The sequence below is a fragment of the Streptomyces sp. NPDC051576 genome, from assembly GCF_040681835.1.
Lineage (GTDB): Bacteria > Actinomycetota > Actinomycetes > Streptomycetales > Streptomycetaceae > Streptomyces.
This window is the reverse complement of record NZ_JBFAZO010000002.1, coordinates 725430-751208: the sequence shown is the minus strand read 5'-3', so window position 1 is coordinate 751208 and position 25779 is coordinate 725430. Positions and strand designations below refer to the sequence as shown.

The window sequence follows — 25779 nt, the reverse complement described above, 5'->3', positions numbered from 1 at the left end:
GTCGCCCATATGAGTGCCTCAGGCTGATCCTGGCCGCGGCGAGTGCTTCGGCAGGTGTACCGCCGTGCGGCGTCGCCGTTTCTCCACCGTGACGCTCGTTTGACGCTCCGAGCCTCTTACGACCCCTCGACAGAACCGAAAAACAGCCCTTGACCTGCATGTTCTTTGGACTTCGCCCAGGCCGATATCTTTCCGATGACTCATCATGTGGAGTGCGTGGCGATCCTCGAGCCGGTCGCCAAGAGCTCCTGAGCTAGGGCTCAGACCGCCCCCGGCGAGCGCAGCACCTCCACGATCCGTGCGACGACGGTCTCCGCGGCTCCCCTGCCGTAGCGGGAGTTCATCGCGCCGTAGGTGATCCGGTCGTAGGCGTCGGCGTCCGCCATGTACTTGGCGGCGCCGTTGACCATGGTGACGACGCAGGTGGCGGGGAACGGCGAGGCGTCCTTCAGGGCGCTGCCCGTGCGGGCGTTGAGCTCGGCCTGGACGCCGGCGAGGACGGTCTCGCCGATTCGGGCCAGCACGAACGGTGCCTCGGTGGTGCCGTCCGGGGTGAAGGCGTAGCGCGTGCTCGGGTGCAGGGCGTGCAGGCCGGCGGGCGGTACCTGGGCGGGGACCCGCACCCGGTCGTGGACCACGCGCAGGGGGGTGGCCGGGACCGTGGTACGGATGCGGTCGGCGACCCGGACCGTCTCGTCCGCGAGTCGCTCGCCGAGCAGTTCCGCCAGCAGGTGGCCGCCCTCGTGGGCGTCGGTCCGCCGTGGTGTTGCGCTGTCGTCGACCGTGGTGCGTACGGCGGTGAGGTACGGCGCCTGGTCGCCCGCCGCGCCGACCAGGAACAGCGCCACCGTGCCGTCCCCGTACCGCTCCTCGATCCGGCCGCAGGCCGCGCCCGCCAGGTCGGCGGTGACCTGGCGGCCGCCCTCCCGGGCCGTCGAGCCGTTCATCACGGACGGCTGCACCGCGTAGTTGACGAGTACGGCGACGGGACGGCCGTCGGCGCCGTCGATCCGCACTACCCCCACGCCGTCGTCGGTCGGTCCTGCGTCGTCGGCGCCGAGCCACCAGCCGTGCGGGGTGGCCACATCGCGCTGGACCGCGATACGGCAGGAGCCGCGGCCGAAGCCGGTGCGTGCGGGGCGCAGGGTCCGGCGGGCCTCGGCGGTGGCCCGCGCCACCGCGGCGTCCACGGCGCGGGCGAGGCGGCCGTTGCGCTCCCGCTCGGCCTGCGGGGCACGCTCGGGCGGCAGCACGTGCGGCGCCGAGAAGGTGTGGCTCGCCACCACCAGACAGTCGAGCGGATCCACCGCGCCGACACGGTGGACGATCTCCCTGGTCCGCGCGAGCTGCTCGTCGGAGACCGAGGTCTGGTCGAGCACGGTCAGCGCGAGCCGCGTCCGGCCGTCGTCCAGGACGAGTACCCGGACGTGGAGCGGATCGTGGACCGAGGTGAACCCGTCCACCGGGAACAGGGAGTCCGGCAGCCGCACGGCGGCCTTGCCGGCGCCCGCGGTGAAGGAGGCTTCGGCCATGGACACGGCGGTCAGCCCCGTCCGCCGGAGACCAGGCCCGTGATCAGGCCGACGAGCCCCTCCACGATGGCGTTCTCGGCGTGTCCTCGGGCGATCGGGCAGCCGTTGACGGAGTGCACCGGGCGGTCGAAGCGGGCGTCGTCGGGGAGGTAGCCGATGCGGTCGTTGGCGAGGGAGACCAGCAGGGTGCGGGCGAGCGGCGACTCGGCCTGGAGCCGCCGGTAGACCTCGGTGACGACCTCGCCGGAGACCCCGGTCAGTGCCACGTCGTCGAGCGCGACCAGGGCCAGGCGCAGCGGCACGGTGTCGACGGCCTCCTGTCGCATGGTCTCCATGACCTCGTGTCCGGCCTTCACCGGGCAGTGGACCGTGCGCTGCCCGGCCCGGATCCGGATGTCGGAGGAGGTCTCGCCGATCCGGTCCGCCACTCGCAGCACCTCGGTGCCGACGATCAGACCCTGGGCGTCCATCGCCGCGTAGGCGCGGGCCCGTTGGCGCTCGGTCGGGGCGACCCCGAACGGGAGACCGAGATCGATACGGGGCGCCTGGTCGCCGAGCGCGCCCGGCATCCACACGGCCACCGCGTCGGTACCGTGCTCCTCCCGCAGCGTGCGCTCGACATGGCGGCAGGCCGCTCCGGCCAGGTCCCCGCTGATCTCCCCGGTGCCGAACACCACGGTGGAGTGCACCGCGTAGGTGACCAGGACGGCGATCGGCTCGCCGTCCTCCGACTCGAACTTCAGCACCCACACCGTCTTGTCCGAGGGGCCGTCCGGGTCGCGGCCCAGGGTCCAGCGGCCGTCGGCGTACTCCTCGCGGTTGATGTTGACGTCCGCGCTGCCGCTGCCCACACCGAAGCGGGCCGGGCGGGCGTCGGCCCGGGCCTCGCGGAGCGCGGCGACGACACGGTCGTAGACGATCTCGGTGTACGCGAACGACTCCGGGCCGCCCGCGTGCGCCAGCGCGCCCGGTGAGACGTCCGCGATCCGGGGCGCGTTGTGGGTGTGCGTCGCCGTGATCACCACGTGGTCGGCCGGGATGCCGAGTTCCCGCTCGATCCGCTCGCGGAGCGGGGTGATGTCACCCGCCTCGATCAGGTCGAGCGAGACCAGGGCTACCTCGGTCTCACCGTCGTCCAGGTACAGGGCGCGCAGGAACAGGGGGTCGTGCACACCGGAGAAGGCGCCGGGCATGGGATGCAGGCCGGTCAGGTCCGTGGGGGTGATGTCGGTCCGGGTGACACCGGCCCGCAACCGGCCGGACGTCGGGGGCTCTTCGCGGACGGGGGCGGTCAAGGGTTCTCCTGGAGCAGAGAGTGGGTGGTCCCCGCGACGGAAGCCGCGCACATCGGGGAAGGGGGGTTCGCGGTCGGGCGGCAGGTCCACCTCGAAGGCGTTGAGGACCAGGGCCAGGGTCGTGAAGGTGCCGAGCGCGATCACCAGGTCGACGAGGCCCTGTTCGCCGAACTCCGTCAGCGCGGCGGCATAGGTGTCGTCGTCGACGAAGTGGTCCGTCAGGGCCTGGACGGCGAACCGGTGCAGGACCGCCTCGTCGGCGCGGCAGAACCCTGGGGGCTCGTCGCGCGCCAGCCGCTCCAGCGCGGCGGGGTCGACACCGGCCGCGACCGCCTTGCCGATGTGGGCCAGCCAGGAGTGCTGGGCGTCGAAACGGCGTGCGACGATCAGAAGGGCCAGCTCGCGCAGCCGCTCCGGAAGGGCGGACTCCCGGGCGCAGTACGTGCTCAGCTCCTCCACCAGGCCGCCCGGGCGGGGGCTGCGCAGCAGTGCCTCGAAGGGGCCGCGCACCGCGCCGCGGCGGTCCGTGATCGCCGCGCGCAAGCGGGCCTGTTCGGCGTTCGTGCTGTCCGGCGGACTCAGGCGCATCAGCCGGTCACGCCCCCTTCGGTGAGGCCGCCCAGGACGCGTCGTTGCAGTACCGCGTAGACGAGGACGAGTGGCAGGCTGGTGAGGACGACATGGGCGAAGACCAGGTTCCAGCTCACGCCGTGCGTGGACGTCGACGCGAACTGGTACAGCGTCAGCGGCAGCGTGGCCCGCTCCGAGCCGCGCAGCAGGAACAGCGCGAAGTAGAAGTCGTTCCACACCGAGATGATCAGCATCACCGCGCTGGTGAACAGCACCGGGGTGAGCATGGGCAGCACGATCCGCCAGTAGACCTGCCAGCGGTTCGCGCCGTCGATCTGCGCGGCCTCCTCGAAGTCGTGCGGCAGCGTCCGCACGAACCCGGTCGCCAGGAAGACCACCACCCCGAGCCGGGTCCCGGCGATCACCAGCATGTAGCCCAACTGCGTCCCGTTGATGCCGAGTCGGGTCAGCACATAGATCGTCGGGACGATCGCGGGCGGCAGCACGATGGACAGCGCCGAGGTGTAGTACGCGAACCGCAGCGGCCGCGAGGCGGACCGCGCGTACGACCAGGCTGCCATCGACCCCAGCAGCAGTACGGCGAGGATCGTCGGCACGGCCATCAGCGCGCTGTTGCGCAGTCCGAGGAAGTACGACCCCTGCTCGATCACCGTGCGGTAGTTGGCGCCGCCGTTGAAGTGCTCGGGCCAGGCCAGTGACAGGACGCTCGAATCCCCCTCCGTCTTCAGGGAGTTGACGATCAGCAGCCAGAACGGCACGACGATCCAGGGGATCGCGAAGAGCGTCAGCAGCAGGTAACGCACCCCGGTGCGTACGGCGTTCGTGTTCACATCGGTACCTCTCGCCGGCGCAGCCAGCTCATCATCGGGACGGCGGTGAGGATCACCATCAGGGTCACGACGAAGCTCAGCGCGCTCGCCGTACCGAAGAAGCTCTGCCCGTACTGGGTGTAGACGGCCACGTTCAGCAGGGTCGTCGCATCGCCCGGGCCGCCGGCGGTCGTCGAGAAGACCACGTCGAGCGCGCTGAACGCGCCGACCAGTGAGACGGTGACATTGAAGGTGACGGCCGGTGCCAGCAGCGGCAGCTTGATCGACCAGAACCGTCGCCAGGCGCCCGCGCCGTCCAACGTCGCCGCCTGGAGGACCTGTTCGGGGATGCGGTTCAGACCGGCGATGTACACCAGTGTGACCAGTCCGCTCAGCTTCCACGCGTCGATGGAGGCGACGGTCAGCAGCGCCGAGGTGTCGTGCCCGAGCCAGGCATAGTGGAAGTCGCCCGGCAGCACCGCCGACAGGAACGCGTTCGCCGGTCCGCGGTCGTCCAGGACCGCCGCCCAGATGTAGCCGGCGGCCAGCGGCGAGATCAGCACGGGCACGAAGAACACCGACCGGAACACGGAGTTGATCCGGCTGGTCCGCTGCAGGGCGGTGGCGAGGACGAGACCTACACCGTTCTGCACCACCATCGCCGTGACCGCGTAGATCGCCGTCACCGTGATCGCGTGCCGGAGGAGACCGACCTGGTCGAGCAGTTGGAAGTTGCTCAGGCCCGTCCAGGTCAGGGTGGAGCTGTAGCCCGTCCACTGCACGAAGGCGAAGAACGCGTTGGCGACGAACGGCAGGACGAAGAACACGAACACCAGGCAGATGGCGGGCAGGGCGAAGGCGTACTGGTAGGTCCTGCGCCGTGTATATGACAGGGAGCGGCCCGCGGGCCGGCGCTTGTCCAGCGGCCGGACCGCGATCGTGGCCTTGTTCACCGTCATGTCACTGCTTCGCCGCGGCCGCGGCCTGCTGGTAGAACGCCTGCATCTTGTCGGCCACCTGCTGCGGTGACTCCTGGTCGGCCAGCAGCTTGGAGGACTCGGGCCCGAAGTTGCCGAAACCGGGGATCTCGGAGTTGAAGGAGAGGGTTGCTCCCTGGTCGTACGCCTTCTTCACGTCCTGGAGCAGGCCCTGCAACGCGGGGGTCTCGGTGCCCGAGAGGGTGGGGATGATCTTCGCCTCCTTGATGTAGTCGGCGTATCCGGCGCCGGTCGCGAACTCGATGAAGTCGACCGCCGCCCGTTCCTTCTCGGAGTTGCCGGTGCTCGGGACGTAGTAGGTGCCGAGCGGGCTGGGCGCGTAGGTGGCCACTCCCTTGGTCGCCGAAACCCCCACGAATCCAACGGACTTGTCGACCTTGGCGCTGTCGCCGTTCGCGTCGGAGTTCAGCAGGCCGATGCTGTCGGAGTTCTGCGCCACCATCGCGGCCTTGCCGTCGAGGACCGCCTTCATCTGGTCCTCCCACTTGGCCGTGGTGCGGTCGGAGTTGAAGCAGCCGGCCGTGCGCAGCTTGTCGTAGGCGGTCAGCCCGGCCACGAACGGGCCGTCGGAGTCGCTGAGTTTCGCCTTGCCGTTGAGGACCGACGTGTCGTACGCCTGGTTGTCGTTGGACTCGGCCAGGTAGTTGAAGGCGCTGAGGATCTGCGGCGGCCACTGGGAGCCGCCCGCCTCGAACAGCGGGGCGACGCCGGGTGTCTTCGCCTTGAGGACCTTGCAGTCGGCGGCCAAGTCGTCGTAGGTCTGCGGGGGTTGGAGTCCGGCCTTCGTGAAGACCTGCTTGTTGTAGAAGATCCCCGATATCGACAGGGCGCCGATGGTCGCCGCGTAGGTCTTGCCGCCCACGCTGCCGGACACCGTGGCGAGGTCGCCCTCCTTCGCCACGAAGGCGAGCTTGCTGAGGTCGAGCATGGTGCCGGCGGCGTTCAGCGAGAGCGCGTCGGTCCGGTTCCCGTGCCACTCCAGGATGTCGGGGCGGGCCCCGGTCGCCCACTTGGTCTGCACGGTGCTGGGGAAGCTGTCGGCGGGGATGTCGACGAGCTTGATCGTGTTGCCGGACTTCTTCTCGTACGCCTTGTAGAGGTCGAGCAGCGCCTGCGAGTCGGCGGTGTTGTGCCACAGCGTGAGCGTCACGCCCTTCGGCGCCGCCCCCTCGGTGTTCGCGACCTTGCCCGACTGGGCGGCGGTTCCGCCCCCGGAACAGGCGGACACCGCGGCCAGCCCGAAGGCGAGCATCGCGGCGAGCGCTCCCCGTCGTCCCCTGAAATTTCCCATGTCCCGTCCTCACGTCGAGCGGCTCCCGTGGCGGGGCGTCACGTTAGAGCGCACTCGGCCGACTTCGGCCACCTGCGGAGTGAACGCTTAAGTTGCGCGTTCGGCGGCCTTTGTCCTCGACCTTTGAATCCAACCCCGGTCGGGCTCCTGACGCAGGTACGGAAGTCGTACGCACGCCCGGACCGCGTGCGAGGGCCGTGCGGCGCTGTCAACCCGTACGACGCGCAAGCTGAGGCTGCGCCGCGGACGCTGTGAGTCTGTGCGCGGGCTGTTGTGGGCGAAGGGGGGCCGCACGCAGCATGAGGTGGCGACGGCCGGCAGTTGGGGGTCGGTCAGCCGGTCACCGGTCGCCATCCGCTTTCCCGAGCGGGGTCGACGCCGCTGAGCCACACCAACGTTCCGTCGATCAGGCCCGGTTGGTCCCGCGTGGCGAGGGCCGGGGTTTCGAGCATGTCGGCGGTCTCTTCCAAGTAGGTGACCAGTGTGTCGAGTTCGTCGCCGGGGGGTTCGTTGTAGCGGGACCAGGAGCCCAGGTAGCCGGTCGCGGTGTCCAGGTAGAGGCCCGAGGTGCTGTCGGTCGGGCTCAGGGCGATGACCGGAATCCGGGTCGCCTGCCATACGGTGATCCGCTCCTCCTCGGGGCGGCCGGTGTCGAGGGCGTCCTGGTGGGACTGGGCGGTTGCCTTCAGCCGGTAGCGGGCGGCCACGGCGTCGAGGTTCATCAGGGCCATGTTGCCCGGAAGGCAGGCCCGGCCGTCGGCGCCGTCGTCGCCGGCGGTCAGCAGCCACAGGGTGCGCAGTTCGACGGGTATGGGGATGCCGAGGGCCGCTTCCACGGCGGCGAGGGCGGCCGGGCGGGCGCCGGGGCGGAGAGCGGCGTAGGAGTCGGGGGCGTTGGACCGCAGCCAGGCGGTGATGCGATGCCAGGCATCGGCGACTTCCCGGACCGTGACCGCGGCGGTAGCGGGGTCGTCTGGGTGGTCCTGGCCCTGGTCCTGGTGCTTTTCCTGCTCCTGCTCCTGTTGCTGCGCGGGGGCTTCCGTGGAGCGTGCCGCACTCAGAAACCGGAGTTCGACACGGTCCGGCTCGCGTACGTAACCGACGGACAGGTCGGGGCAGTTCTCGAACAGGTCGCCGTCGACCGTCACGGTCAGGATGCCGGGCAGCCCCGAGGGGCTGCCCAGGTCCGGGTCGTCGGCCAGCCGGGCGGCGACGGTCTTCAGTGCGTAGGGAACGCCTCCGCCGAGCCGGGCGGCGATGTCGTGTACGTCCGGCTGGATTTCGACCTTCACAGCGGGCGGATCAGCGCAGTCCGGCGAAGAGATCGTTCTCGGGTACGGGCGCGCCGGTGGCGTCCTGGACCCGTACGAAGGTCTCGATGCCCATCAACTCGCCGAACCTCTCCTTGCCCATCCTGAGGAAGAAGATGTTCTCGCCCTGACTGGCGTGCGCGGCCAGGGAGTCGAACTTCTGGCCGCTGAACGCGGTGGTGTCCACCCATGTGGTGATCTCGTCGTCGGGGAGGCCGATCTCGGCCATCGCGGCGGCCTCGGCGGGGTCCGGCTCCGGCATGTCCGGGTGGAACTCGCGCATGATCTCGCCGAACTGCCGCATCGCCGAGCGGGGAATCGTCGTCCAGTACACCTTCGGCGTCAGCTCGGTCATCTCCAGCGCCGCCATCGTGATGCGGTGGGCCTGGATGTGGTCGGGGTGGCCATAGAAGCCGTTCTCGTCGTAGGTGACGACCACATCGGGGCGGTAGTGCCGCATGAGGTCCGCGAGTCGGGCCGCGCCTTCCTCCACGGGGGTCTGCCAGAAGGATCCGGGGGCGTCGTTGCTCGGCCAGCCCATCATCCCCGAGTCGGCGTAGTCGAGCATTTCCAGGTCGCTGATCTTGAGGACCTCGCAGCTCGCTTCGAGTTCCTGTCGGCGCAGCACGGCGACGGCCGCGGGATCGTGCCCGGGGTCGCCCGGCTTGACGCCTCCCGGTCCGTCACCGCAACCGCCGTCGGTACAGGTCACGAGCACCGTGCGGATGCCTTCCGCCGCGTACCGCGCGAGGACCCCTCCGGTTCCGGTGGCCTCGTCGTCGGGGTGGGCGTGCACTGCCATGAGCGTCAAGGGCCGGTCGGTCATGGGACAGTCCTCCTGTGGAGATATGTGGGGTATGTGAGATATGGGGAATGTGTCTCGGTCCGGACGGTGCCCGTCCCTCGGTCGGTGCAACGGTGCCGGACGGACCGGCTGTTCCCGGCGCGCTCGGAACATGTCGGCACGTCAACGCTTCAACACCTTGACACTTCGAACCCCGCTGCACCCGCTACCCCAGCTGTCCCCGCTATCCCTTTTCCTCCGAAGGCCTCGGCCCGCTCCCAAGATGCGGTCCGGCATCTTCGCCTCGGCGGGGCGGCGCGCCTTCCGCGGCGTGTGCGGCCCTGGTGGTGCGCGGTAGCCGGCTCTTGCGTGACATCGGAACTCCTCTCGACAGGTCGTGCTCACCCGTAGCGGTGTGACGGGCGTCACATCGCAGAGTTCGAACTTCGAGAGGCGCCGCGCATCTAGTCGGCGTCCATTCCGTTCCACCGAGGAAACAATCAATGCTGGGTTATCTGCGCGGATTCGTCCCCTGGATCGTCGCCGGTGTCGTCTCGTCCTTCGACTGGCGCTGGGGCGCGCTCGGAGGTCTTGTCTCGGGGCTGCTGCTCATGCTGCAGGACCGTCGTCGCGGGGTCGGCTTCGATGCGCTGATCCTGGAGATCAGCACCGTCGCGTACTTCGTGGTGATCGGTGCCGTCGCCGTCGCCAGGCCGCACTCGTCGCTGGCCGACCGCACCGACGTCGTCTCCTTCGTCTGGCTGGGTGCCACCGCCTGGGGGAGCCTGCTGGTCAGGAGCCCCTTCACGCTGGGCATCGCCAAGCGGCAGACGCCTCCCGAGTACTGGGACATGCCGGAGTTCGTCCAGGTCAACAACTACATCACCAGCGCCTGGGGAGCCGGCTTCACCTTCATCGCCGTCAGCCTGGCCGTCTCCGGCGCGGTGGACGCTCCGGCCTGGGTCGCCATCGCCGCCCATGTCGCCGGTCTCGTCGGCCCCGCGATCTTCACCAAGGTCTATCCCGCCCGCGCCCAGGCACGGCTCATGGCCCAGGCCCAGGTTCAGCCGCCGGTGCGGTCCGTTCCGTAGCCGGAGGGGCGGGCAACAAGCCTGTCCGGCCCCCGAATTACCCGCATCTCGGCACCAAGCACCCACCCCACCAAAGGAGTTGGCATCGTGAGCACCACACAGGAAACCGGCGCGGCAAAAAACGTCGTTCTCGTGCACGGCGGATTCGTCGACGGTTCGGGCTGGCGGGGCGTCTACGACGCGCTCCGCGCCGACGGGTTCAACGTGAGCGTCGTCCAGAACCCCACGCTCTCCCTCGAAGGCGACGTCGCCACGACCCGGCGGGTCCTCGACGCCCAGGACCGACCGTGCTGGTCGGACACTCCTACGGCGGCGCGGTGATCTCCGAAGCCGGCACCCACCCGAACGTGTCGACGCTCGTGTACATCACGGCGTTCGCGCCCGACAAGGGCGAGTCGGTGAACACCCTCATCGCCGACCCGCCGCCGGGCGCGCCCGTGCCGCCGATCCTGCCGCCCGTCGACGGCTTCCTCTTCCTCGACCGGGAGAAGTTCGCCGCGTCCTTCGCCGGTGATCTGCCCGCCGCCGACGCCCAGTTCCTCGCGGACTCCCAAGTCCCCTGGGGACTGGACGCGTTGGGCGGCGCGATCAGCGAACCCGCCTGGCGCTCGAAGCCGAGTTTCTATCTGGTCGCCACCGACGACCGCATGATCCCGCCGCCCGCCCAGCGCTTCATGGCCGAGCGGGCCGGGGCGACGGTGGCCGAGACCGGCGGCAGCCACGCCGTGTATGTGTCCAAGCCCGCCGAGGTCGCCGCGTTCATCAAGAAGGCGGCGTCCGGCACCACCGCGTGAGGTTGCTCCACCGACAGGCGCGGCGGCCGCGGTGCTCAGCACGGCCGCCGCAACCGCGACGGCGGACCCGCCCCAATGGTGTCCGCCGCCGCGGCCAACTCCGGGCCGGAACAAGGTGGTTCGGGGTCGCGGCCTCGCGAGCGTGGCCAAGCCGTCCCCTTCCTCCTCCTCCTTTTTCTCCTCCTCGACAAGGAAAGCAGCATGACCAACGAGACACCCGTCCCCCTGTATCTCCGGGGCCGCTACGCCCCGGTCCCCGAGGAGTACACCGCCGCCGAACTCACCGTGCGGGGCTCCCTGCCGCCCGAGCTGGACGGCCGGTATCTGCGCAACGGGCCCAACCCGCTGCCCGGAGAGGACAACGGGCACTGGTTCACCGGACCCGGCATGCTCCACGGCATACGGCTGCGGGCCGGGCGCGCCGAGTGGTACCGCAACAGGTGGGTCCGTACAAGGGAGTTGGAGGGTCATCCGTTCGTCCGCGCGGACGGCGGCATCGACCTGGCCGCCACGCCCGCCAACACCCATGTGATCCGGCACGCCGACACCGTCCTCGCCCTGTGCGAGGTGGGCCTTCCCTACTGGGTCACCCCGGAGTTGGAGACCGTAGGGCCGTACGACTTCGGTGGGAAACTGACCACCGCGATGACCGCGCACCCCAAGGAGGACCCGGTCACCGGTGAACTGCACCTGTTCGGGACCGGGTTCGCGCCGCCCTATCTCACCTACCACCGGGTGACTCCGGCGGGCGAGCTGCTCGACAGCCGGCCCGTCGATGTGCCGGGCCCGACGATGATGCACGACTTCGCGATCACCGAGCACCACATCGTGTGGATGGACCTGCCGGTCGTCTTCGACCCCGACCTCGCCGGGCGCGGCGGCATGCCCTACCGGTGGGCCGAGGCGTACGGCGCCCGGATCGGGATCATGTCGCGGGCACCCGGCTCCACCGAGGTGCGCTGGTTCGACGTCGATCCCTGCTACGTGTTCCATGTGGGCAACGCCTATGAGGACGCGCGGGGGCGGGTCGTGCTGGACGCGGTGCGCTACGACGACGCCGGTTTCCGGAAGGTGTGGGGCGACATCGGCGGACCCACCGGACCGGGCGTCCCGACCGTGCCTGCCGGGGAACCGGGCCGCTCCCAGCCCGCGTCCGTCCTGTACCGGTGGATCCTGGACCCGGCCGATGGCCGTGTCTTCGAGTCCCAACTGGACGACCGCGAGGCCGAGTTCCCCACCCACAACGAGACCCTCACCGGGCGCCCGAACCGCTACCTCTACACCGTCAACGGCGACGGCATCTCCAAGCACGACCTCGCGCGCGAGACCGGTGACGTCCACAAGACGCCCGGCAGCCGCTACTCCGGCGAGGCGGTCTTCGTGCCGGCGGCGGACGCCACCGGCGAGGACGAGGGCTGGCTCCTGTCGATCGTCTCGGACGACGACGGCGCGGCGGGCGAGCTGCTCGTCCTCGACGCCTCGGACCTCTCGATGCAGGCGGTCGTGGAGCTGCCGTACCCGGTCCCGTCCGGCTTCCACGGCAGTTGGCTGCCCGAGCCAGAGCCCGCCGAGCAGGCCTGATACGGCCGAGGGGGCCCACGAGGAGCCGTAGCGGCGTATCTTCCTCGACAAGGGTCCCCTCGGTCCGACACGCGGGGGTCATCCGGTGTTCACCGTCGGGTGGGAGAAGTGGGACCTCGACAGCACGGGTCCGGCCTCGGAGCGGCCCACGGTCCGTGCCGCGTCCTGCATGGAGGCTTTCGGCGCATGGTGTCCCTCGACCACCCCACGGATCTCGGCCGTCCCACCGACCATCCCTCGGACGAGGAGCTCACCCTCAGGGCCCAGGCCGGCGAGGCCGGTGCCCTGGGGACATTGCTGACGCGCCATCAGGCGCCCATGAGGGCCGTCGCGTTGAGCCTGCTCGGCTACGGTCCCGATGCCGAGGACGCGGTGCAGGACGCCGCGTTGACCGCGCTGCGCCGCATCGGTGACGTACGGGAGCCCGCGGCCGTCGGGGCGTGGCTGCGGGCGATCGTGCGGAACGCGTGCCGGATGCGGTTGCGGGCCAACCGGGAGACGCCCGGTCTGGACGGGCTGGAGCAGGCGTATCTCCGTGACGTCGGGCCGTCGCATCCCGAGCGGCTGATCGAGCAGCACGCGATGCGGGACTGGATCTGGGACGCGGTGGAGGAACTGCCGCAGCAGCAGCGGCTGGTGCTGATGCTGCGGCACTTCAGCGGGATCTCCTCGTACCAGGAGATCGCCGAGGCCTGCGAGGTGCCGGTCGGCACAGTGCGCAGCCGGCTCAACCAGGCCCGGGCGAAACTGGCCAAGGTCCTGCTGTCGACCGAGGCCGAGGGTCACGACGACGCCTCCGCGCTCACCGAGGACAGCCGGGCGGAGGCCGAGCTCACGCTGGCCGGAGCCATCCGCGGCCAACTGCCCGGTGAGATCCTGGAGTTGTGGCCGGCGGAGACCGAACTGGTCGGCGTCCTCAACAAGGAGGGCGGGCGCCGCCACCCCTTCCCGGCGATGCGCAGGACCCGGGACAAGGGCGTGACCCAGCACCTGCGCCATGTCGTGGCCAGCCGGGACATCGCCATCTGGGAGATGGAGGCCATCACCCCGGCCGGCGTCGCCAACCCCTGCCCGCCCACCCTCGCCTGGCTGATGTTCCGGAGCGAGCGACGGGTGCAGCGGCTTCGGGTGGTCTTCCCGGGGGCGTCGTCAGGCGGAGCGCAGCAGCTCTCGTAGCGCGGCCGTGTCGATGACGTGGGCCCGGGACGGGAACACCTTCTCGACCAGTACCCGGTGGCTCTCGGCGTCGGGGTCGGCGACGCCGTCGGACAGGACGAAGACGCGGTAGTCGCGGTCGGCGGCGTCCATGACGGTGGACAGGACGACACCACTGGTGCTGATCCCGGCGAGTACCAGGGTGTCGATGCCGCGGGCGCCGAGCCGCTGGTGGAGATCGGTGGTGAAACCGAAGCCGTAGCGGATCTTGCGCACGACGATGTCGCCGTCCTCGGGGGTGAGCCGCTCGTCGATCTGTGTGGAGGCGTCCTCGTGGTGGAACATCTTCGCCGCGGCGACCGCGCTGAACGACGCGTTGTTCTCGGGGACCGCCGACCAGTCGTCCTCGGTGAAGGCGACGCGGACGTAGCCGATGGAGCCGCCGGCGGCGCGCATCTCGGCGATGGAGTCCTTGACCCGCTCGACGAGGGCGTCGGAGTCGGAGACGGCGGGGACGATGCCGTTCTGGAAGTCCATGACCAGCAGGGCGGTCCGCTCGGGGGCGAGTGTGGGGAGGGAGGTGGTGCTCACGGGGGGTTCTCCTTGGTGGGTTTTCCGCACGGGGCTTCCGCGCAGGTCTTCCGCACGGGTCTTCCGCAGGTCTTCCGTACGGGTTTTCGTGCGAGTGGGGGAGGCGGCCGGTTCGCGGCCCATCAGCCGGCGGTCCAGGACGGTCAGCAGGAGGACCACGAGGCCCGCGCCGACCAGGACGAGGCCGAGGATGTGCAGGCCGTGGTCGCTCGCGCCGTCGCGGAAGACGATGCCGCCGATCACGGCGGAGGTGATGGTGCCGAGGTATCCGAAGGTCCGGAACAGTCCGGAGGCGGTGCCCATCTGGTCGGGCGGTGCCGCGAGATAGAGGGCGGTCTGGTTGCCGACGGTGGTGGCGGCCGAGGTGACGCCGAAGACCAGGGACACCAGCACGAGCGCGATCGCCGGGCTGTGCGAGGTGAGCAGCATGATGCCGGCCGAGCCGATCAGCATGGTCACCGCCGAGGCGACCAGCGGGCCGCGGACCAGGTTGCGGCGGGCGAGCGGGCGCGAGAGCAGCGCGGAGACGGCGCCCATGGGCAGCAGCAGGAGTCCCGCCGTCACCGTGGACAGGCCGTGCGCGGCCTCCATCCACTGGGTCATGCCGTACATGACGGAGTAGGTGCCGAGCAGGGTGAGGCCCTGGCGCAGATAGGTGCGGGTGAGGGCGCCGTTGGCGGCGAGGCCGCGGAAGTCGAAGAACGGCGCGGTCCTGCGCAGCTCCCACCGGACCGTGAGCGGGGCGGCCAGGACGAAGACGGCGAGCGGCGCCCACGCGATCCGCGGGAGGGCCGTAAGGAAGACGACCAGCGCGCTCATCGTCAGCGCGAAACCGAGGATGCCGGTCAGGTCGATCCGGTCGGCGACCCTGCGAAAACGCCGGTCGGCGCGGTCGAGCACCGGGTCTTTGGGCAGCCAGCGCACGGCCATCGCCATCGCGACCGCCGTGACCGGGATGTTGATCAGGAACGCCCAGCGCCAGCCCGCCGCGCCGACCAGCAGTCCGCCGATCGGCGGTCCTACGGCGGCGGTGGCCATGCCCGCGATCGCGATACCGCCGAGCACCCCGCCCGGCGGGGCGTCGAGACCGGCGTCCTCGGCGCGCCGCCGGATCAGGACCATCGCGCAGGGGAACCCGGCCGAGGTGCCGATACCGACCAGGACCCGGGCGACGGTGAGCATCGCCAGGTTCTGTCCGAGGCCTCCGACCACACCGCCGAGCAGCACCAGGACGATGCCGACGACGAAGATGCGGCGCGCGCCGAGCACCTCGGCCAGTTTCCCGGCGGTGGGCTGCGCTATCGCGCTGGCCAGATAGAGCGAGGAGACCAGTACGGCGGTGCTGCCGACCGAGACACGCAGTCCGGTGGCGATCGGCACCAGGGCGGTCGCGATGATGGAGCTGTTGATCGGGTTGAGGCTCGATCCCACGTAGAGCGGGGTCGTGAAGGTCCAGGGGAACGGCGTATGCGCCGGGGTGGCCTTGGTGGTGCCGGTCCTCATATGCCGCCGGCGTTCAGCTCGGTCGTGGCGAGGCGTTCCAGCAGCTCGATGGCCTTGTCCACGTCCGCGCGCTCGTCCGGGGCGACGAGCTGGTCGATGGCCCGGGCCAGGAAGGAGGCGCGGCCCAGCAGCAGCTTGTCGATCAGCTCGGCCGCGGACGGGTCCGCGCTCAGCAGCTTCTTGCGGCCGTCCCGCGCGTCGGGCTCGCTGTGCACCAGCCCGGCGGCCTTGAGCACGGCCAGGCTCTGCGCGATGGACTGCGCGCTGACGTGCTCCAGCGTGGCCAGCCGCGCCGCGGTGACCGGCCCCTCCCGGACGACGCTCGACAGCACGCCGAGCTGCGTGGGGGTCAGGCCGGTCGCGTGCTGCCCCGACTCCGTGCGCAGCCGGGCGCGCAGCCGGATGATCGCGTCGTTGAGCCGCTGAGCGGTCGCGACGGAGCGGTCCGGAGCGGGGTTGGTGGTCATGCCCCCAACATAAAACTACACAAGCAACTTTGCCAAGTTTCTTGTGTAGTTCTCGCTGTCTCCTGGCTCACACCGCCAGCTGAGCCGCGAAGAAGCCGCTCAGCTTCTCGACGGCGGGCGTGACGTACTCGTCCTTGTCGTAGAGGTCGACGTGCGTCGCGCCCTCGATCCACGCCAACTCCTTTGCCCCGTACGCCTTCTGGAACGCCTCCACGCTCATCCAGGACGTCACGGCCTCGCGCCCGGCGATCAGCAACAGCGGACGCGGGGCGATCAGGGAGAGGGACGCGAACGCGTCGAAACCGGCGATGCGGTCCACGCTCGTCCAGGTCAGCGAGGTGGCCGAGCGGGGGTGCCGGGCGCGCGGAGTGCGGTAGTACTCCCAGCCGTCGTGCACGTGCGGGCCGCCCGCGCGTGCCTCCTCCTCGGTGGCGGGGAAGAGCGGGAAGCGCTGGACATCCGCACCACGGGCCTCCGCGGTGCGAGCCTCCGAGGCGGCGGCCAGCATGCCCGCCACGACGGCCGGGTCCTGGGCGCCGTCCGCGCCGAGCCGGAACTGCCGCGAGATGTCCACGGCACTGACCGTGCCCACGGCCCGGATACGCGGGTCGGTCGCGGTCGCCGCCAGGGCGTAACCGCCGGAGGCGCAGATTCCGAGGGCTCCGACGCGGTCGGGGTCGACCTCGTCGCGGGTGTGGAGGAAGGAGACCGCGGCCTTCAGGTCCTCGACCCGCTGCGCCGGATCCTCCAGATCGCGCGGCTCGCCCTCGCTCTCGCCCTGGTGAGCGGCGTCGAAGGCGAGCGTGACGAACCCGCGCTCGGCCAGCCTGCGCGCATACAGCCCGGCGGCCTGCTCCTTCACCCCGCTGCCGGGATGACCGACCACGATCGCCGGCCCGGCAGCCTGCCCGTCCGGGGTGTGGAGATGGCCGGCGAGCTTCAGGCCGGCACTGGGAAAGACGACGTCGCTACGCATGGGAACGCACTCCAGCAAGAGAGGGGGAAGCCGGTCTACGGCCATGCCCCCACCGTCCGCCCACCCGGCCCGGTGCCGCCAGGGACGGCTCTGCCTATGCGGATCCGTACCAGGCACGCACGCGCCGGCCCGAGGACACTGGAGCCATGGCAGCCCCAGACCCGTCCCCCTCCGGCAACGAGCTGGGCGACTTCCTGCGCGCCCGCCGCGCGGAACGCGACCCGCAGCAGGCGGGCTTTCCCGACGACGGCCGGCTGCGGCGCGTGCCCGGGCTGCGCAGGGAGGAACTGGCCCATCTCGCACACGTCAGCGTCGACTACATCGTCCGCCTCGAACAGGGCCGCACTCGCGGGGGTTCCCGCGCCGTCCTGGACGCACTGGCCGACGCACTCCACCTCGCTCCGGACGAGCGCACCTACCTCTTCACCGTGGCCGAGGTCGCTCCCGGCCCCTCGCCCCGGTCCTTCGGCCGCCCCGAAGTCGCCCCGCGGCTACGGCAGTTGCTGGACACCATGTACGACGTTCCAGCCATGGTGCTGCACCGGGGCATGGACGTCCTCGCGTGGAACCGCGGGGCCACCGCGCTCCTCACCGACTTCGGCGCGCTGCCCCCGGCCGAGCGCAACCTGATCCGGCTCACCTTCCTCGACGCCCCCTTCCGGGCCCTGTACGCCGACTGGCCCCGGGCCGCCCGCGAGTGCGTCGCCGTCCTGCGCATGGAGGCGGGCCGCACCCCGCACGATCCCGCGCTGAATGCCCTGATCGCCGAACTCGGCGCCCGCGACCCGGACTTCCGCACCTGGTGGGCCGGTCATCAGGTACGGGGACCGCGACAGCTCACCAAGAGGTACGTCCATCCGGTCGCGGGTGAACTCACCCTCGACGTCCAGCAGTTCACCGTCGACACCCACCCCGAGCAGCTCCTCGTCGCCTACACCGCCGCACCGGACTCGGCCTCCCACGAGGCCCTGCGGTTCCTGTTGCAGTGGGCGGACGGGCCCAGCGGCAGGGCGGTCCGCGGTGACCACCACCGCTGAGCCCCGTGCTGCCGGACCCGGGCCACCCTCGTCGACCTGCTGGCCGTGGCCGACGGGGGCGTCCCGCGCACTCTCCAGCACTAGCACCGGCGCTTCACCTGGCGCTCAGGCTCCACAGATGGTCGGCCGTGCCGTTGTCGTCCCACTGGAGGACCTGAGCGCCGGAGGAGGTGCTCATGTTGGTCACGCCGAGCAGCAGACCGCTGTTGTAGTTGGCGATCTTGTAGGTGCCGTCCCCGGCCGGGATCAACTGCCAGAGGTGGTCGGCGGTGCCGTTGTCACCCCAGATCAGGGCGGTGCCGCCGTCCGCGGTGCTCGCGTTGGTGATGCCGAGAAGCAGCCCGCTCGCCTTGTTGGTGATCTTGTACAGCCCGGAACCGGCGGCCGTCAGCGTCCAGGACTGACTGGTGCCGGTGCTCGACGTCGCCTGGACGACCGCCGTGCCCTGGGCGGTTGCGGCACCCTGCGTGTCCAGGGCGAGCCCGCTGTTCTTGTTCTTGATCTGGTACGTCCCCGCCAACGAGGTCGACGTCCCGCTGGGCGTGACGACCAGGTGATAGCCGTCGGAGGCGTTCATCGCCACCGGCACGGTGATCGAGCCGTTCGACACGGTGTAGTCGGCGTCCGAGACCGTGATCGGTGCCGACACGGCCGTGGTGCGGCCCTTCGACGGTGTGTACTCCAGCTTGACGTGCACGGTGCTTCCGAAGGCGGACAGTGAGCCAAGTCCCGTGACCTGTACGGCCGTCGACCCGGCCCCGCCACCGAAGATCACGCTGATCTGCCGCCCGTCACCGGTCACCGCGGCGGCGCCGTCGATGCCCGTCTGGGCCGGGGGAGTGGTGGTGACCATGGTCCCCGACATGTCGCCGTACCACTTGTAGAGCCAGTACGACCCGTTGGGCGAGCCGCCCGTGTCGGTCAGGGTGTCGCCGAGGGTGCCGTAGTGGTTCCAGAAGGCGAGTTCGGCGTCATGGATTCCGGCCCGCTCGAACTTGGCCACATAGCCGACCAGTTGACCCGGGACACCGACCTCGCTCGTCGTGCCGTACTCCTCGATCGAGATCGGGCGCGGGCTGATGCCAAGGCTCGATTCGAGCGAACGGTACGCGGCCACGTGCGCGGCGATGTTCTGCGAGCCCTGCAACTCGTGCCAGCTCACGATGTCGGGCACCGTGCCGCTCGCCTTGGCGTCGGTGAGGAACGTGGTCATCCAGCTCTGGTTCCACGCCGAGTAACTCGGGCCCTGGATCGGCGTGTTGGCGTCCTTGGCGCGGACCTCCTTGTACGTCGTCGCCCAGCCTGCGTCGAAACTCCCGGCCGCCGAGGTGTCCCAGGTCCAGTCGGGTTCGTTCCACAGCTCGTAGGCGGCGATGTTCGTGGCGCCGGAGGACTTCACCGAGGCGACCTGCTTGTCCACGGCGGACAGCCAGTCGCTCCAACTCACCCACTTGTACGGGAAGTTCGGATACCAGTCGGGCATCCGCACCACCACCTTGGCCCCGGCCCGGGCCGCCTTGGACGCCACGACGAGCGCGTCACCGGCGGGCTTCGGCTCACCGTTGGGCAGTTGTGAACCACCCGGCGCCATCTGGACGAAGGTGTTCGGCTTGAGCGGGGTGACCAGGCTGTCGGCCGGCGTGCTCGCGTCGGCCAGGCCGTACAGGCTGCCGGTCGCCACATGGGTGACGGATCGCAGGGCCGAGGCCGCGTTGACGACCAGGGTCGTCGAGGCGGTGGGGGCGGCCTGGGCGGGGGCCGCGGTGCCGAGGGCGGCGACGGTCGTGAGGGCGACGGCGCCGAGGGCGGCTCTCAAGGGTGTGCGGCTCATGACATGGATCTCCTCAGGGAGTTGGGGGTGTCAGTCCTTCACCGCGCCCGCGGTGACGCCCGCGGCCACGTAGCGCTGGGCGAGGACCAGGAGGACGGCCGCCGGGATCGACGCGACGACGGCGGTCGCCATGATCGCGTTCCACTCCTGGTTGTTGTTGCCGATGTACTTGTAGATGCCGAGGGTGATCGGCTTCCAACTCCCCCCGCTGTCCAGGGTGTTGGCGAACACGAAGTCGGACCACGCCCACAGGAAGCCGAACAGGGAGACGGTCACGACCGCGTTGCGGCTCAGCGGGAGGACGACCGACCGGAAGGTGCGCCAGGTGCCGGCGCCGTCGATCAGGGCGGCCGAGATCAGCTCGCCGGGGATGCCCGACATGAACGCGGTGAAGATCATCACGCCGAAGGGCACGGCGATGGTGGAGTCCGCGACGATCAGCCCCCACCAGGAGTTGAGCAGACCGAGGTCCAGGAAGACGCCGTAGAAACCCATCGCCATGACGATGCCCGGGATCATCTGGGCGATCAGCAGGGCCAGGCTCAGGGCGCCGCCGGTGCGCGGCCGCAGCTTCGCCAGCCAGTACCCGGCCGGGGCCGCGATCACGAGGGTGAGGGCGACCGTGCCGAGGCCGATGAGCAAACTGGTGCCCAGGTAGGGGAGTTGGTCGTCCAGGACCGCTCGGTAGCCCTCGAAGGTGGGGTGCAGTGGCAGCAGGTCCGGCGGGTCCTTGCGCATGTCCTGCTGCGGGGTGAGGGACACGTTGAGCATCCAGTACACCGGGAACAGCATCAGCGCCGTCAGGACGAGGCCGATCAGGGTGTAGCCGCGCGACTTCACGCTTCCTGCCTCCTCTGGACCCGGATGTACAGCAGCCCGAAGACGAGCGCGATGAGGATGAGGATGTCGCCGACGGCGGCACCGGGCCCGAACTTGGGCAGCAGCGTGCCGAATCCGAGCTGGTAGGACCAGGTGGCGAGGGTGGACGAGGAGTCGCCGGGGCCGCCCTTGGTCATGATCCAGATCAGGTCGAACACCTTGAGCGTGTAGACCAGCCCGAGGAGCAGGGTGATCGCCGACACCGGGCGCAGCAGCGGGAAGGTGATCCGCCGGAACTGCTGCCAGGGACCGGCCCCGTCCAGGGCCGCCGCCTCGTACAACTCGGCGGGGATGTTCTGGAGCCCGCTGTAGAGGATGACGAGGTTGAAGGGGATACCGATCCAGATGTTCGCCACGATCACCGAAGTCAGCGCCCAGTCCGGCGAGGTGAGCCAGCCGACCGGGTCCACACCGACCAGGTGCAGGCCGTAATTCACCACTCCCGACTCACTGTTGAACATCCACGACCAGGTCGACGCCGACACGATGAGCGGCAGCAGCCACGGGATCAGGAACAACGCCCGCAGCGTGGCGGCCAGTCGGAAGTGCCGGTTGAAGAACACGGCGAGGGCGAGCCCGGCCGCGTACTGGAAGACGATCGACACGAACGTGAACACCATCGTGTGCCGCATGGCCGGCCCGAACGTCGGATCGTGCAGCACGGTGGAGAAGTTGTCCCACCCGGAGTAGGGCGCGTCGCCCTGCACGAACGACCGGACGGTGTAGTCCCGCAGACTCAGATCGAGGTTGCGGTAGAGGGGATAGGCGTAGAAGGCGGCGAGGTAGACGAGGAGCGGGGCGACGAAGGCCAGCGCGGTCAGCCGCGACCGGCCCCCACCGGTCCGGGGATTCAGAGCCACCCGTCAGCCCTTGCCCGCGGCGGCCTGCGCTTCGTCCAACGCGGCCTGCGGACTCTTGCCCCCGGACAACGCCGACTGCACGGCCGTCCACAACGGCTGGGAGATCGTGGGGTACTTGGTGCCGAGACCGCCACTGGTCCGCCCCCGAGCCGCCGCCACCGCGGACACCCACGGCTTCAACTCCGGGTTCTTCGCGACCTGTTGCGCCTGCACCGCCGCACTCGGCGCGACGTACATCAGCGTGGTGTCGGTCGCGAGCAGGCTGCTGGCGCTGGTCAGACACGTCACGATCTTCTTGCTGACGTCATAGCGGCCCGTGTCCTTCTGTACGGGCACCGTGACGAACTCGCCGCCGGTCGGCACGGGTGCCGAACCCCCGTTCTGCGCCGGGATGTTGACGATCCCGTACCCGAACCCGGCCTTGTCGGCGTTGCCGAGCTGCCAGGTGCCGTTCTCGCTGAACGCGTAGTCCCCGGTGGCGAACTCCTGCCAGCTCGTGGTCTGGGTGTTGGTGAGGACGTCCTTGGGCGCGTAGCCCGCGTCCACCCAGTCCTTCCACAGCGTCAACGCGGCCGTCCCCTTGGCCGAGTTGAGCTTGGTGAGGTCGGCGCCCGCACCCCAGAACCAGGGCAGGAACTGGAAGCTGCCCTCCTCCGTGTTGATCGCGGAGAACGTGATGCCCTTCTTGCCCGCCGCCTTGACCTTCTTCAGCGCCGCCGTCAGCGAGGCCCAGTCCTTCACGGAGGCCGGGTCGACGTGCGCGGCGGTCAGGATCTTCTTGTTGTAGTAGAGGGCAAGGGTGTTGGCGCCGACGGGTATCCCGTACGCGGAGCCGTCCAGGGTGCCCGCGCCGATGATGTTCTTCTGGATCGACGAGGTGTCGAGCCCGAGGTCGCTCGTCTTGTTGAGGATGCCCGCCTCGACCAGGGTGGAGACGACCGGGTTGTCCACCAGCATCACGTCCGGCGCGTTGCCCTGCTGGGCGGCGAGCAGCGCCTTGTTGCCGAGGTCCGTCGTGTCGTAGGCGGTCCGCTTGATCTTCACTCCGGCCTGCGTGCCGCACTGGGCGACCCGCTTGCCCCAGTCGGAGGAGGCGTCGAACTGCGGGTAGGGGTCCCAGAAGGCGTACGTCTTGGAGTCGCCGGAGGAGGACGAGGAGGAGCCGGAGCCGCACGCGGCGATCGAGACGAGCGCGCCGGTCGCGGCGAGCGCGGTGAGGAGGGTTCGGCGGGTTCGGCGGGTATTTCGCACGGGAGTGACCTCGTTGTCGGGGTGTAGGGCAAGGGAGTTCAGGAGGTCGGCAGCCAGACGCGCATGCTGCCGTCCTGTCGGTTGGCCCACGCGTAGTAGGGGATCGCGGTGAGCTCGACCAAGGCGCCGGCGGACGCGGCGGTGGGCTCGGCGGCCCGGTACGGCCACCAACTCCCGTCGTCCGCACGGCGCCTGCGGTGTCCGGCCGCGACGACGGTGGTGACGCCGCCGAGCAGGTCCGGGCGGTGTTTCACGGCGAGCGGACGCGTCGGGTCGAGGACGAGGTCGTCGAGTCCGCCGCCGGGGACGTCCACTTGCTCCACGCAGTACACGAGCGGCCCGCGCTCGATCGCCGCACAGCCGCGCACGGCGTCCACGCGCGGGTCGGCTGCGGTCAGCCGGGGTTCGAGCGCCAGCTCCAGGACCACCGAGTCGCCCGGCGCCCAGGTCCGTTCGAGCCGCAGCCAGCCGTCGGAGACGGGCGCGTCCGTCTGGTCGTACGCCAACTCCCCGACCCGCACCCGGAATTCGCGGCACCACTGCGGGATACGCAGGGACAGGGTCCACGGCCGGTCGGGGGTCTCCTCGACGGTGAGGGCGATCGTGCCGTGCCACGGGTAGTCGGTCTCGGCGCGCACGGACATCTCGCCGTAGGAGTAGCGGCCGGTGGTGAACTGGTGGATCTGCAGGCCCTGTTCGTCGCCCGAGGACAGATAGTGCTCCAGGGATGAGAGCAGCCGCATCACGTTCGGCGGGCAGCAGGCGCAGCGGAACCAGCGGGTGCGGCGGGCCGACTGGTCGCCGCCGGTGTCGGTGTGGCCGTCGCGGACCTGGAGCGGGTTGACGTACAGCCAGCGCTCGCCGTCCAGCGAGACGCCCGCCAGGAAGCCGTTGTACAGGGTGCGTTCGATCAGGTCGGAGTAGCGGGCCTCGCCGGTGAGCAGGGCCATCCGCCAGCTCCACTGGACGGAGGCGATGGCGGCGCAGGTCTCGCAGTAGGCGCGCTCGTTGGGGAGTTCGTACGGGTCGCCGAAGTCCTCCTTGTCGTGGTGCGCGCCCAGTCCGCCGGTGAGATGGGTCTTGGTCGTGGTCATCGCGTGCCACAACCGCACGGCGGCGGACCGCAGTTCGGGGTCGTCCGTCTCGGTGGCGAGGTCGGCGACGGCGGCCAGCAGATACAACTGCCGTACGGCGTGGCCCTCGACGCTCGTGGCCTCGCGCACCGGGACGCGGTCCTGGCAGTAGGCCGCGTTGTCGAGCAGGCCGTGGCCGTGCCGGTCGACGAAGTAGCCCGCCAGATCGAGGTGTTCGCGCTGTCCGGTCTCCCGGTACAGCTCGACCAGGGCGGTCTCCACCTCCGGGTGGCCGTCGATGCCGTCGATCGGCCGGCCGCTGCCGGGCGGGCCGAAGACCTGGCCGAGGTGGTCGGCGAACCGGCGTGCCACGTCGAGGAGTTCGGGCCGGCCGGTGGCCCGGTGATGGGCCACGGCCGCCTGGATGAGATGGCCCGCGCAGTACAACTCGTGGCTCCAGCGCAGGTTCTGGAAGCGGGCGCCGTCCTCGCGGACCTGGAACCAGGTGTTGAGGTAGCCGTCGCTCTGCTGGGCGTCGGCGACCAGGGCGATGATCCGGTCGACCTCGGCCGTCAGTTCCTCGTCGGCCCGGTCGGCGAGTTGCCAGGAGGCGGCCTCCAGCCACTTGTAGACGTCCGTGTCGACGAACGAGTACGCGCCCCGGAACTCGCCCTCGACGGTGCCGGCCGCCAGCCGCAGATTGTGCAGATTGCCCGCCGACTCCAGCAGGCCGGGGCCCTGGGGGAGGGACACCCGGGCGTTGACCTCGCGGCGGGTGTGCCAGAAGCCCGCGGTGACGTCGGCGGCGGCCGGGCGCAGCGCCGCGCGGGCGTCCGGGCCGAGCCGGACCGGGCCGACGGGGGACGTTGCGGAAGGAGTGCGGGGCATGGGGGGCATGGCTCTCCGGTTCATGATTGCGCAATCGTTTTCCTGCTGGAGAGTAGAGGGGAGGCGACGGATCCGGGTCAAGTACCGCGACGGAGCTTTTTTCACCCTGCCCAAGGACTGCTACTGTCGCCGATGAGGCCGTCACCGCCGCCGTGAAGGAAAAGGATTGCCCGTGACCTCTGCTCCTCGTTCACCCTCCGCGGGCCGGGCCAGACTCGCGGATGTGGCCGCGCTCGCGGGCGTCAGCGTGGGCACCGCGTCGAAGGCGTTGAACGGCGGCGGGCGGATGCGGCCCGAGACCCGGCAGCGGGTGCTGGACGCGGTGGAGGCGCTGGGGTTCCGGCCCAACCAGAACGCGCAGAGCCTGCACACCGGCCGGAGTTGGACGGTCGGCCTGATGACCACGGACGGCATCGGCCGGTTCAGCACACCGGTGCTGCTGGGGGCCGAGGACGCGCTCGGGGCCGGCAAGATCTCCGTGCTGCTGTGCGACACCCGGGGCGACGCGATCCGCGAACAGCACCATCTGCGCAACCTCATGGACCGCCGTGTCGACGGCATCATCGTCACCGGCCGCCGCACCGACCCGCGCCCGCCGCTCACCGGCGTCGACGAGGTCCCGGTGGTCTACGCGCTGTCCCCGTCCATCGACCCCGACGACACCTCCGTCGTCTCGGACGACGAGGGCGGCGCCCGCCTCGCCGTGGAGCATCTGCTGGCCACCGGCCGCACCCGGATCGCGCATATCACCGGCCCGGCCCACCACGCCGCCGCCCGCGACCGGGCCCGGTTCGCGGGCGGTCACCTGACGGTCGCCGGGCTCGAACTCGCCACCGGGCGGGTCCACTTCGGCGAGTGGAGCGAGGCCTGGGGCCGCCGCGCCGTCGACGCGGTACTGCGCACGGCGCCCGACACCGACGCCTTCTTCTGCGGCAACGACCAGATCGCGCGCGGTGTGACGGACGCGTTGCGGGAACGCGGGGCGAGCGTCCCCGACGACATCGCGGTGGTCGGCTACGACAACTGGGACACCATGGCCCTGGCCAGCCGCCCACCCCTCACCACGATCGACATGAGCCTCGCCGAGATCGGCCGGATCGCGGCCCTACGGCTCCTGGAGGCGATCGACGCGGACCCGGCACCGGGGTTGCACACGGTGCCGTGCCGGCTGGTGGTGCGGGAATCGAGTTAG

At 70.4% G+C, this 25779-nt stretch carries 21 protein-coding genes; 6 read left to right on the top strand and 15 right to left on the bottom strand.

What is annotated here, in order from left to right; translation table 11 throughout:
* Window positions 1-260: 260 nt before the first annotated feature.
* The 7 genes from AB0M63_RS09025 to AB0M63_RS08995 form a co-directional block, all read right to left on the bottom strand.
* Complete coding sequence (locus tag AB0M63_RS09025; RefSeq protein ID WP_366018919.1) at window positions 261-1532, bottom strand: hypothetical protein; 1272 nt, start codon at window positions 1530-1532, stop codon at window positions 261-263.
* Window positions 1533-1543: 11 nt separating this feature from the next.
* Window positions 1544-3415 (bottom strand): neutral/alkaline non-lysosomal ceramidase N-terminal domain-containing protein, encoded by a 1872-nt coding sequence (locus tag AB0M63_RS09020; protein WP_366018918.1) that lies wholly within the window; start codon window positions 3413-3415, stop codon window positions 1544-1546.
* Window positions 3415-4248 (bottom strand): carbohydrate ABC transporter permease, encoded by an 834-nt coding sequence (locus AB0M63_RS09015; RefSeq protein ID WP_355902110.1) that lies wholly within the window; start codon window positions 4246-4248, stop codon window positions 3415-3417. The genes AB0M63_RS09020 and AB0M63_RS09015 overlap by 1 nt, the downstream gene beginning before the upstream one ends.
* A complete protein-coding gene (locus tag AB0M63_RS09010; protein ID WP_366018916.1) occupies window positions 4245-5186 on the bottom strand; it encodes a sugar ABC transporter permease in 942 nt (313 codons plus the stop codon). Before AB0M63_RS09010 ends, AB0M63_RS09015 begins: the two co-directional genes overlap by 4 nt.
* A 1-nt stretch (window position 5187) precedes the next feature.
* On the bottom strand, window positions 5188-6516 hold the full coding sequence (locus AB0M63_RS09005) for an extracellular solute-binding protein (RefSeq protein ID WP_355902106.1): 1329 nt from the start codon (window positions 6514-6516) through the stop codon (window positions 5188-5190).
* A gap of 332 nt (window positions 6517-6848) precedes the next feature.
* Window positions 6849-7808, bottom strand: a complete 960-nt coding sequence (locus AB0M63_RS09000) for a hypothetical protein (protein WP_366018915.1) — start codon at window positions 7806-7808, stop codon at window positions 6849-6851.
* Between the two features lie 10 nt (window positions 7809-7818).
* Window positions 7819-8652, bottom strand: coding sequence for a PIG-L family deacetylase (locus AB0M63_RS08995; RefSeq protein ID WP_355902102.1), 834 nt, complete (start codon window positions 8650-8652; stop codon window positions 7819-7821).
* 461 nt (window positions 8653-9113) lie between these two features.
* On the opposite strand from AB0M63_RS08995, the gene AB0M63_RS08990 reads away from it, so the two are divergent.
* The 4 genes from AB0M63_RS08990 to AB0M63_RS08975 all read left to right on the top strand — a co-directional run bounded on the left by AB0M63_RS08990 (window position 9114) and on the right by AB0M63_RS08975 (window position 13252).
* Window positions 9114-9701 (top strand): hypothetical protein, encoded by a 588-nt coding sequence (locus AB0M63_RS08990; protein ID WP_366018914.1) that lies wholly within the window; start codon window positions 9114-9116, stop codon window positions 9699-9701.
* Between the two features lie 143 nt (window positions 9702-9844).
* Window positions 9845-10495, top strand: coding sequence for an alpha/beta hydrolase (locus AB0M63_RS08985; RefSeq protein ID WP_366018998.1), 651 nt, complete (start codon window positions 9845-9847; stop codon window positions 10493-10495).
* Between the two features lie 201 nt (window positions 10496-10696).
* On the top strand, window positions 10697-12076 hold the full coding sequence (locus AB0M63_RS08980) for a carotenoid oxygenase family protein (protein ID WP_355902096.1): 1380 nt from the start codon (window positions 10697-10699) through the stop codon (window positions 12074-12076).
* A 186-nt stretch (window positions 12077-12262) separates the two neighbouring features.
* Complete coding sequence (locus AB0M63_RS08975) at window positions 12263-13252, top strand: sigma-70 family RNA polymerase sigma factor (protein ID WP_366018913.1); 990 nt, start codon at window positions 12263-12265, stop codon at window positions 13250-13252.
* On the opposite strand, the gene AB0M63_RS08970 is transcribed toward AB0M63_RS08975, so the two are convergent.
* The 3 genes from AB0M63_RS08970 to AB0M63_RS08960 form a co-directional block, all read right to left on the bottom strand.
* Complete coding sequence (locus AB0M63_RS08970) at window positions 13226-15325, bottom strand: MFS transporter (protein WP_366018912.1); 2100 nt, start codon at window positions 15323-15325, stop codon at window positions 13226-13228. The two genes, AB0M63_RS08975 and AB0M63_RS08970, sit on opposite strands and share 27 nt — an antisense overlap.
* Window positions 15322-15792 (bottom strand): MarR family transcriptional regulator, encoded by a 471-nt coding sequence (locus AB0M63_RS08965; RefSeq protein ID WP_355902090.1) that lies wholly within the window; start codon window positions 15790-15792, stop codon window positions 15322-15324. The genes AB0M63_RS08970 and AB0M63_RS08965 overlap by 4 nt, the downstream gene beginning before the upstream one ends.
* Window positions 15793-15859: 67 nt before the next feature.
* The gene (locus tag AB0M63_RS08960; RefSeq protein WP_355902088.1) at window positions 15860-16768 is read right to left on the bottom strand and encodes an alpha/beta hydrolase; all 909 of its coding nucleotides are present in this window, start codon (window positions 16766-16768) and stop codon (window positions 15860-15862) included.
* A 146-nt stretch (window positions 16769-16914) separates the two neighbouring features.
* On the opposite strand from AB0M63_RS08960, the gene AB0M63_RS08955 reads away from it, so the two are divergent.
* Entirely contained in the window at window positions 16915-17805 is an 891-nt protein-coding gene (locus AB0M63_RS08955; RefSeq protein ID WP_366018911.1) for a helix-turn-helix transcriptional regulator, read from the top strand.
* A 94-nt stretch (window positions 17806-17899) separates the two neighbouring features.
* On the opposite strand, the gene AB0M63_RS08950 is transcribed toward AB0M63_RS08955, so the two are convergent.
* The 5 genes from AB0M63_RS08950 to AB0M63_RS08930 all read right to left on the bottom strand — a co-directional run bounded on the left by AB0M63_RS08950 (window position 17900) and on the right by AB0M63_RS08930 (window position 24587).
* Complete coding sequence (locus AB0M63_RS08950) at window positions 17900-19636, bottom strand: RICIN domain-containing protein (RefSeq protein ID WP_366018910.1); 1737 nt, start codon at window positions 19634-19636, stop codon at window positions 17900-17902.
* Window positions 19637-19666: 30 nt separating this feature from the next.
* A complete protein-coding gene (locus AB0M63_RS08945) occupies window positions 19667-20428 on the bottom strand; it encodes a carbohydrate ABC transporter permease (RefSeq protein ID WP_355902367.1) in 762 nt (253 codons plus the stop codon).
* Window positions 20429-20472: 44 nt separating this feature from the next.
* On the bottom strand, window positions 20473-21375 hold the full coding sequence (locus tag AB0M63_RS08940; protein ID WP_366018909.1) for a sugar ABC transporter permease: 903 nt from the start codon (window positions 21373-21375) through the stop codon (window positions 20473-20475).
* 3 nt (window positions 21376-21378) lie between these two features.
* A complete protein-coding gene (locus tag AB0M63_RS08935; RefSeq protein ID WP_366018997.1) occupies window positions 21379-22557 on the bottom strand; it encodes an extracellular solute-binding protein in 1179 nt (392 codons plus the stop codon).
* A 107-nt stretch (window positions 22558-22664) separates the two neighbouring features.
* Window positions 22665-24587 carry a beta-L-arabinofuranosidase domain-containing protein gene (locus AB0M63_RS08930; RefSeq protein WP_366018908.1) on the bottom strand — a complete coding sequence of 641 codons (1923 nt, stop codon included), beginning with the start codon at window positions 24585-24587 and terminating at the stop codon, window positions 22665-22667.
* Window positions 24588-24759: 172 nt separating this feature from the next.
* Between AB0M63_RS08930 and AB0M63_RS08925 the strand changes: the two genes are divergently transcribed.
* Window positions 24760-25779, top strand: coding sequence for a LacI family DNA-binding transcriptional regulator (locus tag AB0M63_RS08925; protein ID WP_366018907.1), 1020 nt, complete (start codon window positions 24760-24762; stop codon window positions 25777-25779).

What these genes read in the sequence shown, in the direction of transcription:
- AB0M63_RS09020 (WP_366018918.1), bottom strand. Translation starts at nt 3,415, where the DNA reads ATGCGCCTGAGTCCGCCGGACAGCACGAACGCCGAACAGGCCCGCTTG.
- AB0M63_RS08965 (WP_355902090.1), bottom strand. Translation starts at nt 15,792, where the DNA reads ATGACCACCAACCCCGCTCCGGACCGCTCCGTCGCGACCGCTCAGCGG.
- AB0M63_RS08955 (WP_366018911.1), top strand. Translation starts at nt 16,915, where the DNA reads ATGGCAGCCCCAGACCCGTCCCCCTCCGGCAACGAGCTGGGCGACTTC.
- AB0M63_RS08995 (WP_355902102.1), bottom strand. Translation starts at nt 8,652, where the DNA reads ATGACCGACCGGCCCTTGACGCTCATGGCAGTGCACGCCCACCCCGAC.
- AB0M63_RS09025 (WP_366018919.1), bottom strand. Translation starts at nt 1,532, where the DNA reads ATGGCCGAAGCCTCCTTCACCGCGGGCGCCGGCAAGGCCGCCGTGCGG.
- AB0M63_RS08980 (WP_355902096.1), top strand. Translation starts at nt 10,697, where the DNA reads ATGACCAACGAGACACCCGTCCCCCTGTATCTCCGGGGCCGCTACGCC.
- AB0M63_RS08960 (WP_355902088.1), bottom strand. Translation starts at nt 16,768, where the DNA reads ATGCGTAGCGACGTCGTCTTTCCCAGTGCCGGCCTGAAGCTCGCCGGC.
- AB0M63_RS09010 (WP_366018916.1), bottom strand. Translation starts at nt 5,186, where the DNA reads ATGACGGTGAACAAGGCCACGATCGCGGTCCGGCCGCTGGACAAGCGC.
- AB0M63_RS08990 (WP_366018914.1), top strand. Translation starts at nt 9,114, where the DNA reads ATGCTGGGTTATCTGCGCGGATTCGTCCCCTGGATCGTCGCCGGTGTC.
- AB0M63_RS09005 (WP_355902106.1), bottom strand. Translation starts at nt 6,516, where the DNA reads ATGGGAAATTTCAGGGGACGACGGGGAGCGCTCGCCGCGATGCTCGCC.
- AB0M63_RS08975 (WP_366018913.1), top strand. Translation starts at nt 12,263, where the DNA reads ATGGTGTCCCTCGACCACCCCACGGATCTCGGCCGTCCCACCGACCAT.
- AB0M63_RS08950 (WP_366018910.1), bottom strand. Translation starts at nt 19,636, where the DNA reads ATGAGCCGCACACCCTTGAGAGCCGCCCTCGGCGCCGTCGCCCTCACG.
- AB0M63_RS08945 (WP_355902367.1), bottom strand. Translation starts at nt 20,428, where the DNA reads ATGCTGTTCCCGGTGTACTGGATGCTCAACGTGTCCCTCACCCCGCAG.
- AB0M63_RS08930 (WP_366018908.1), bottom strand. Translation starts at nt 24,587, where the DNA reads ATGCCCCGCACTCCTTCCGCAACGTCCCCCGTCGGCCCGGTCCGGCTC.
- AB0M63_RS08970 (WP_366018912.1), bottom strand. Translation starts at nt 15,325, where the DNA reads ATGAGGACCGGCACCACCAAGGCCACCCCGGCGCATACGCCGTTCCCC.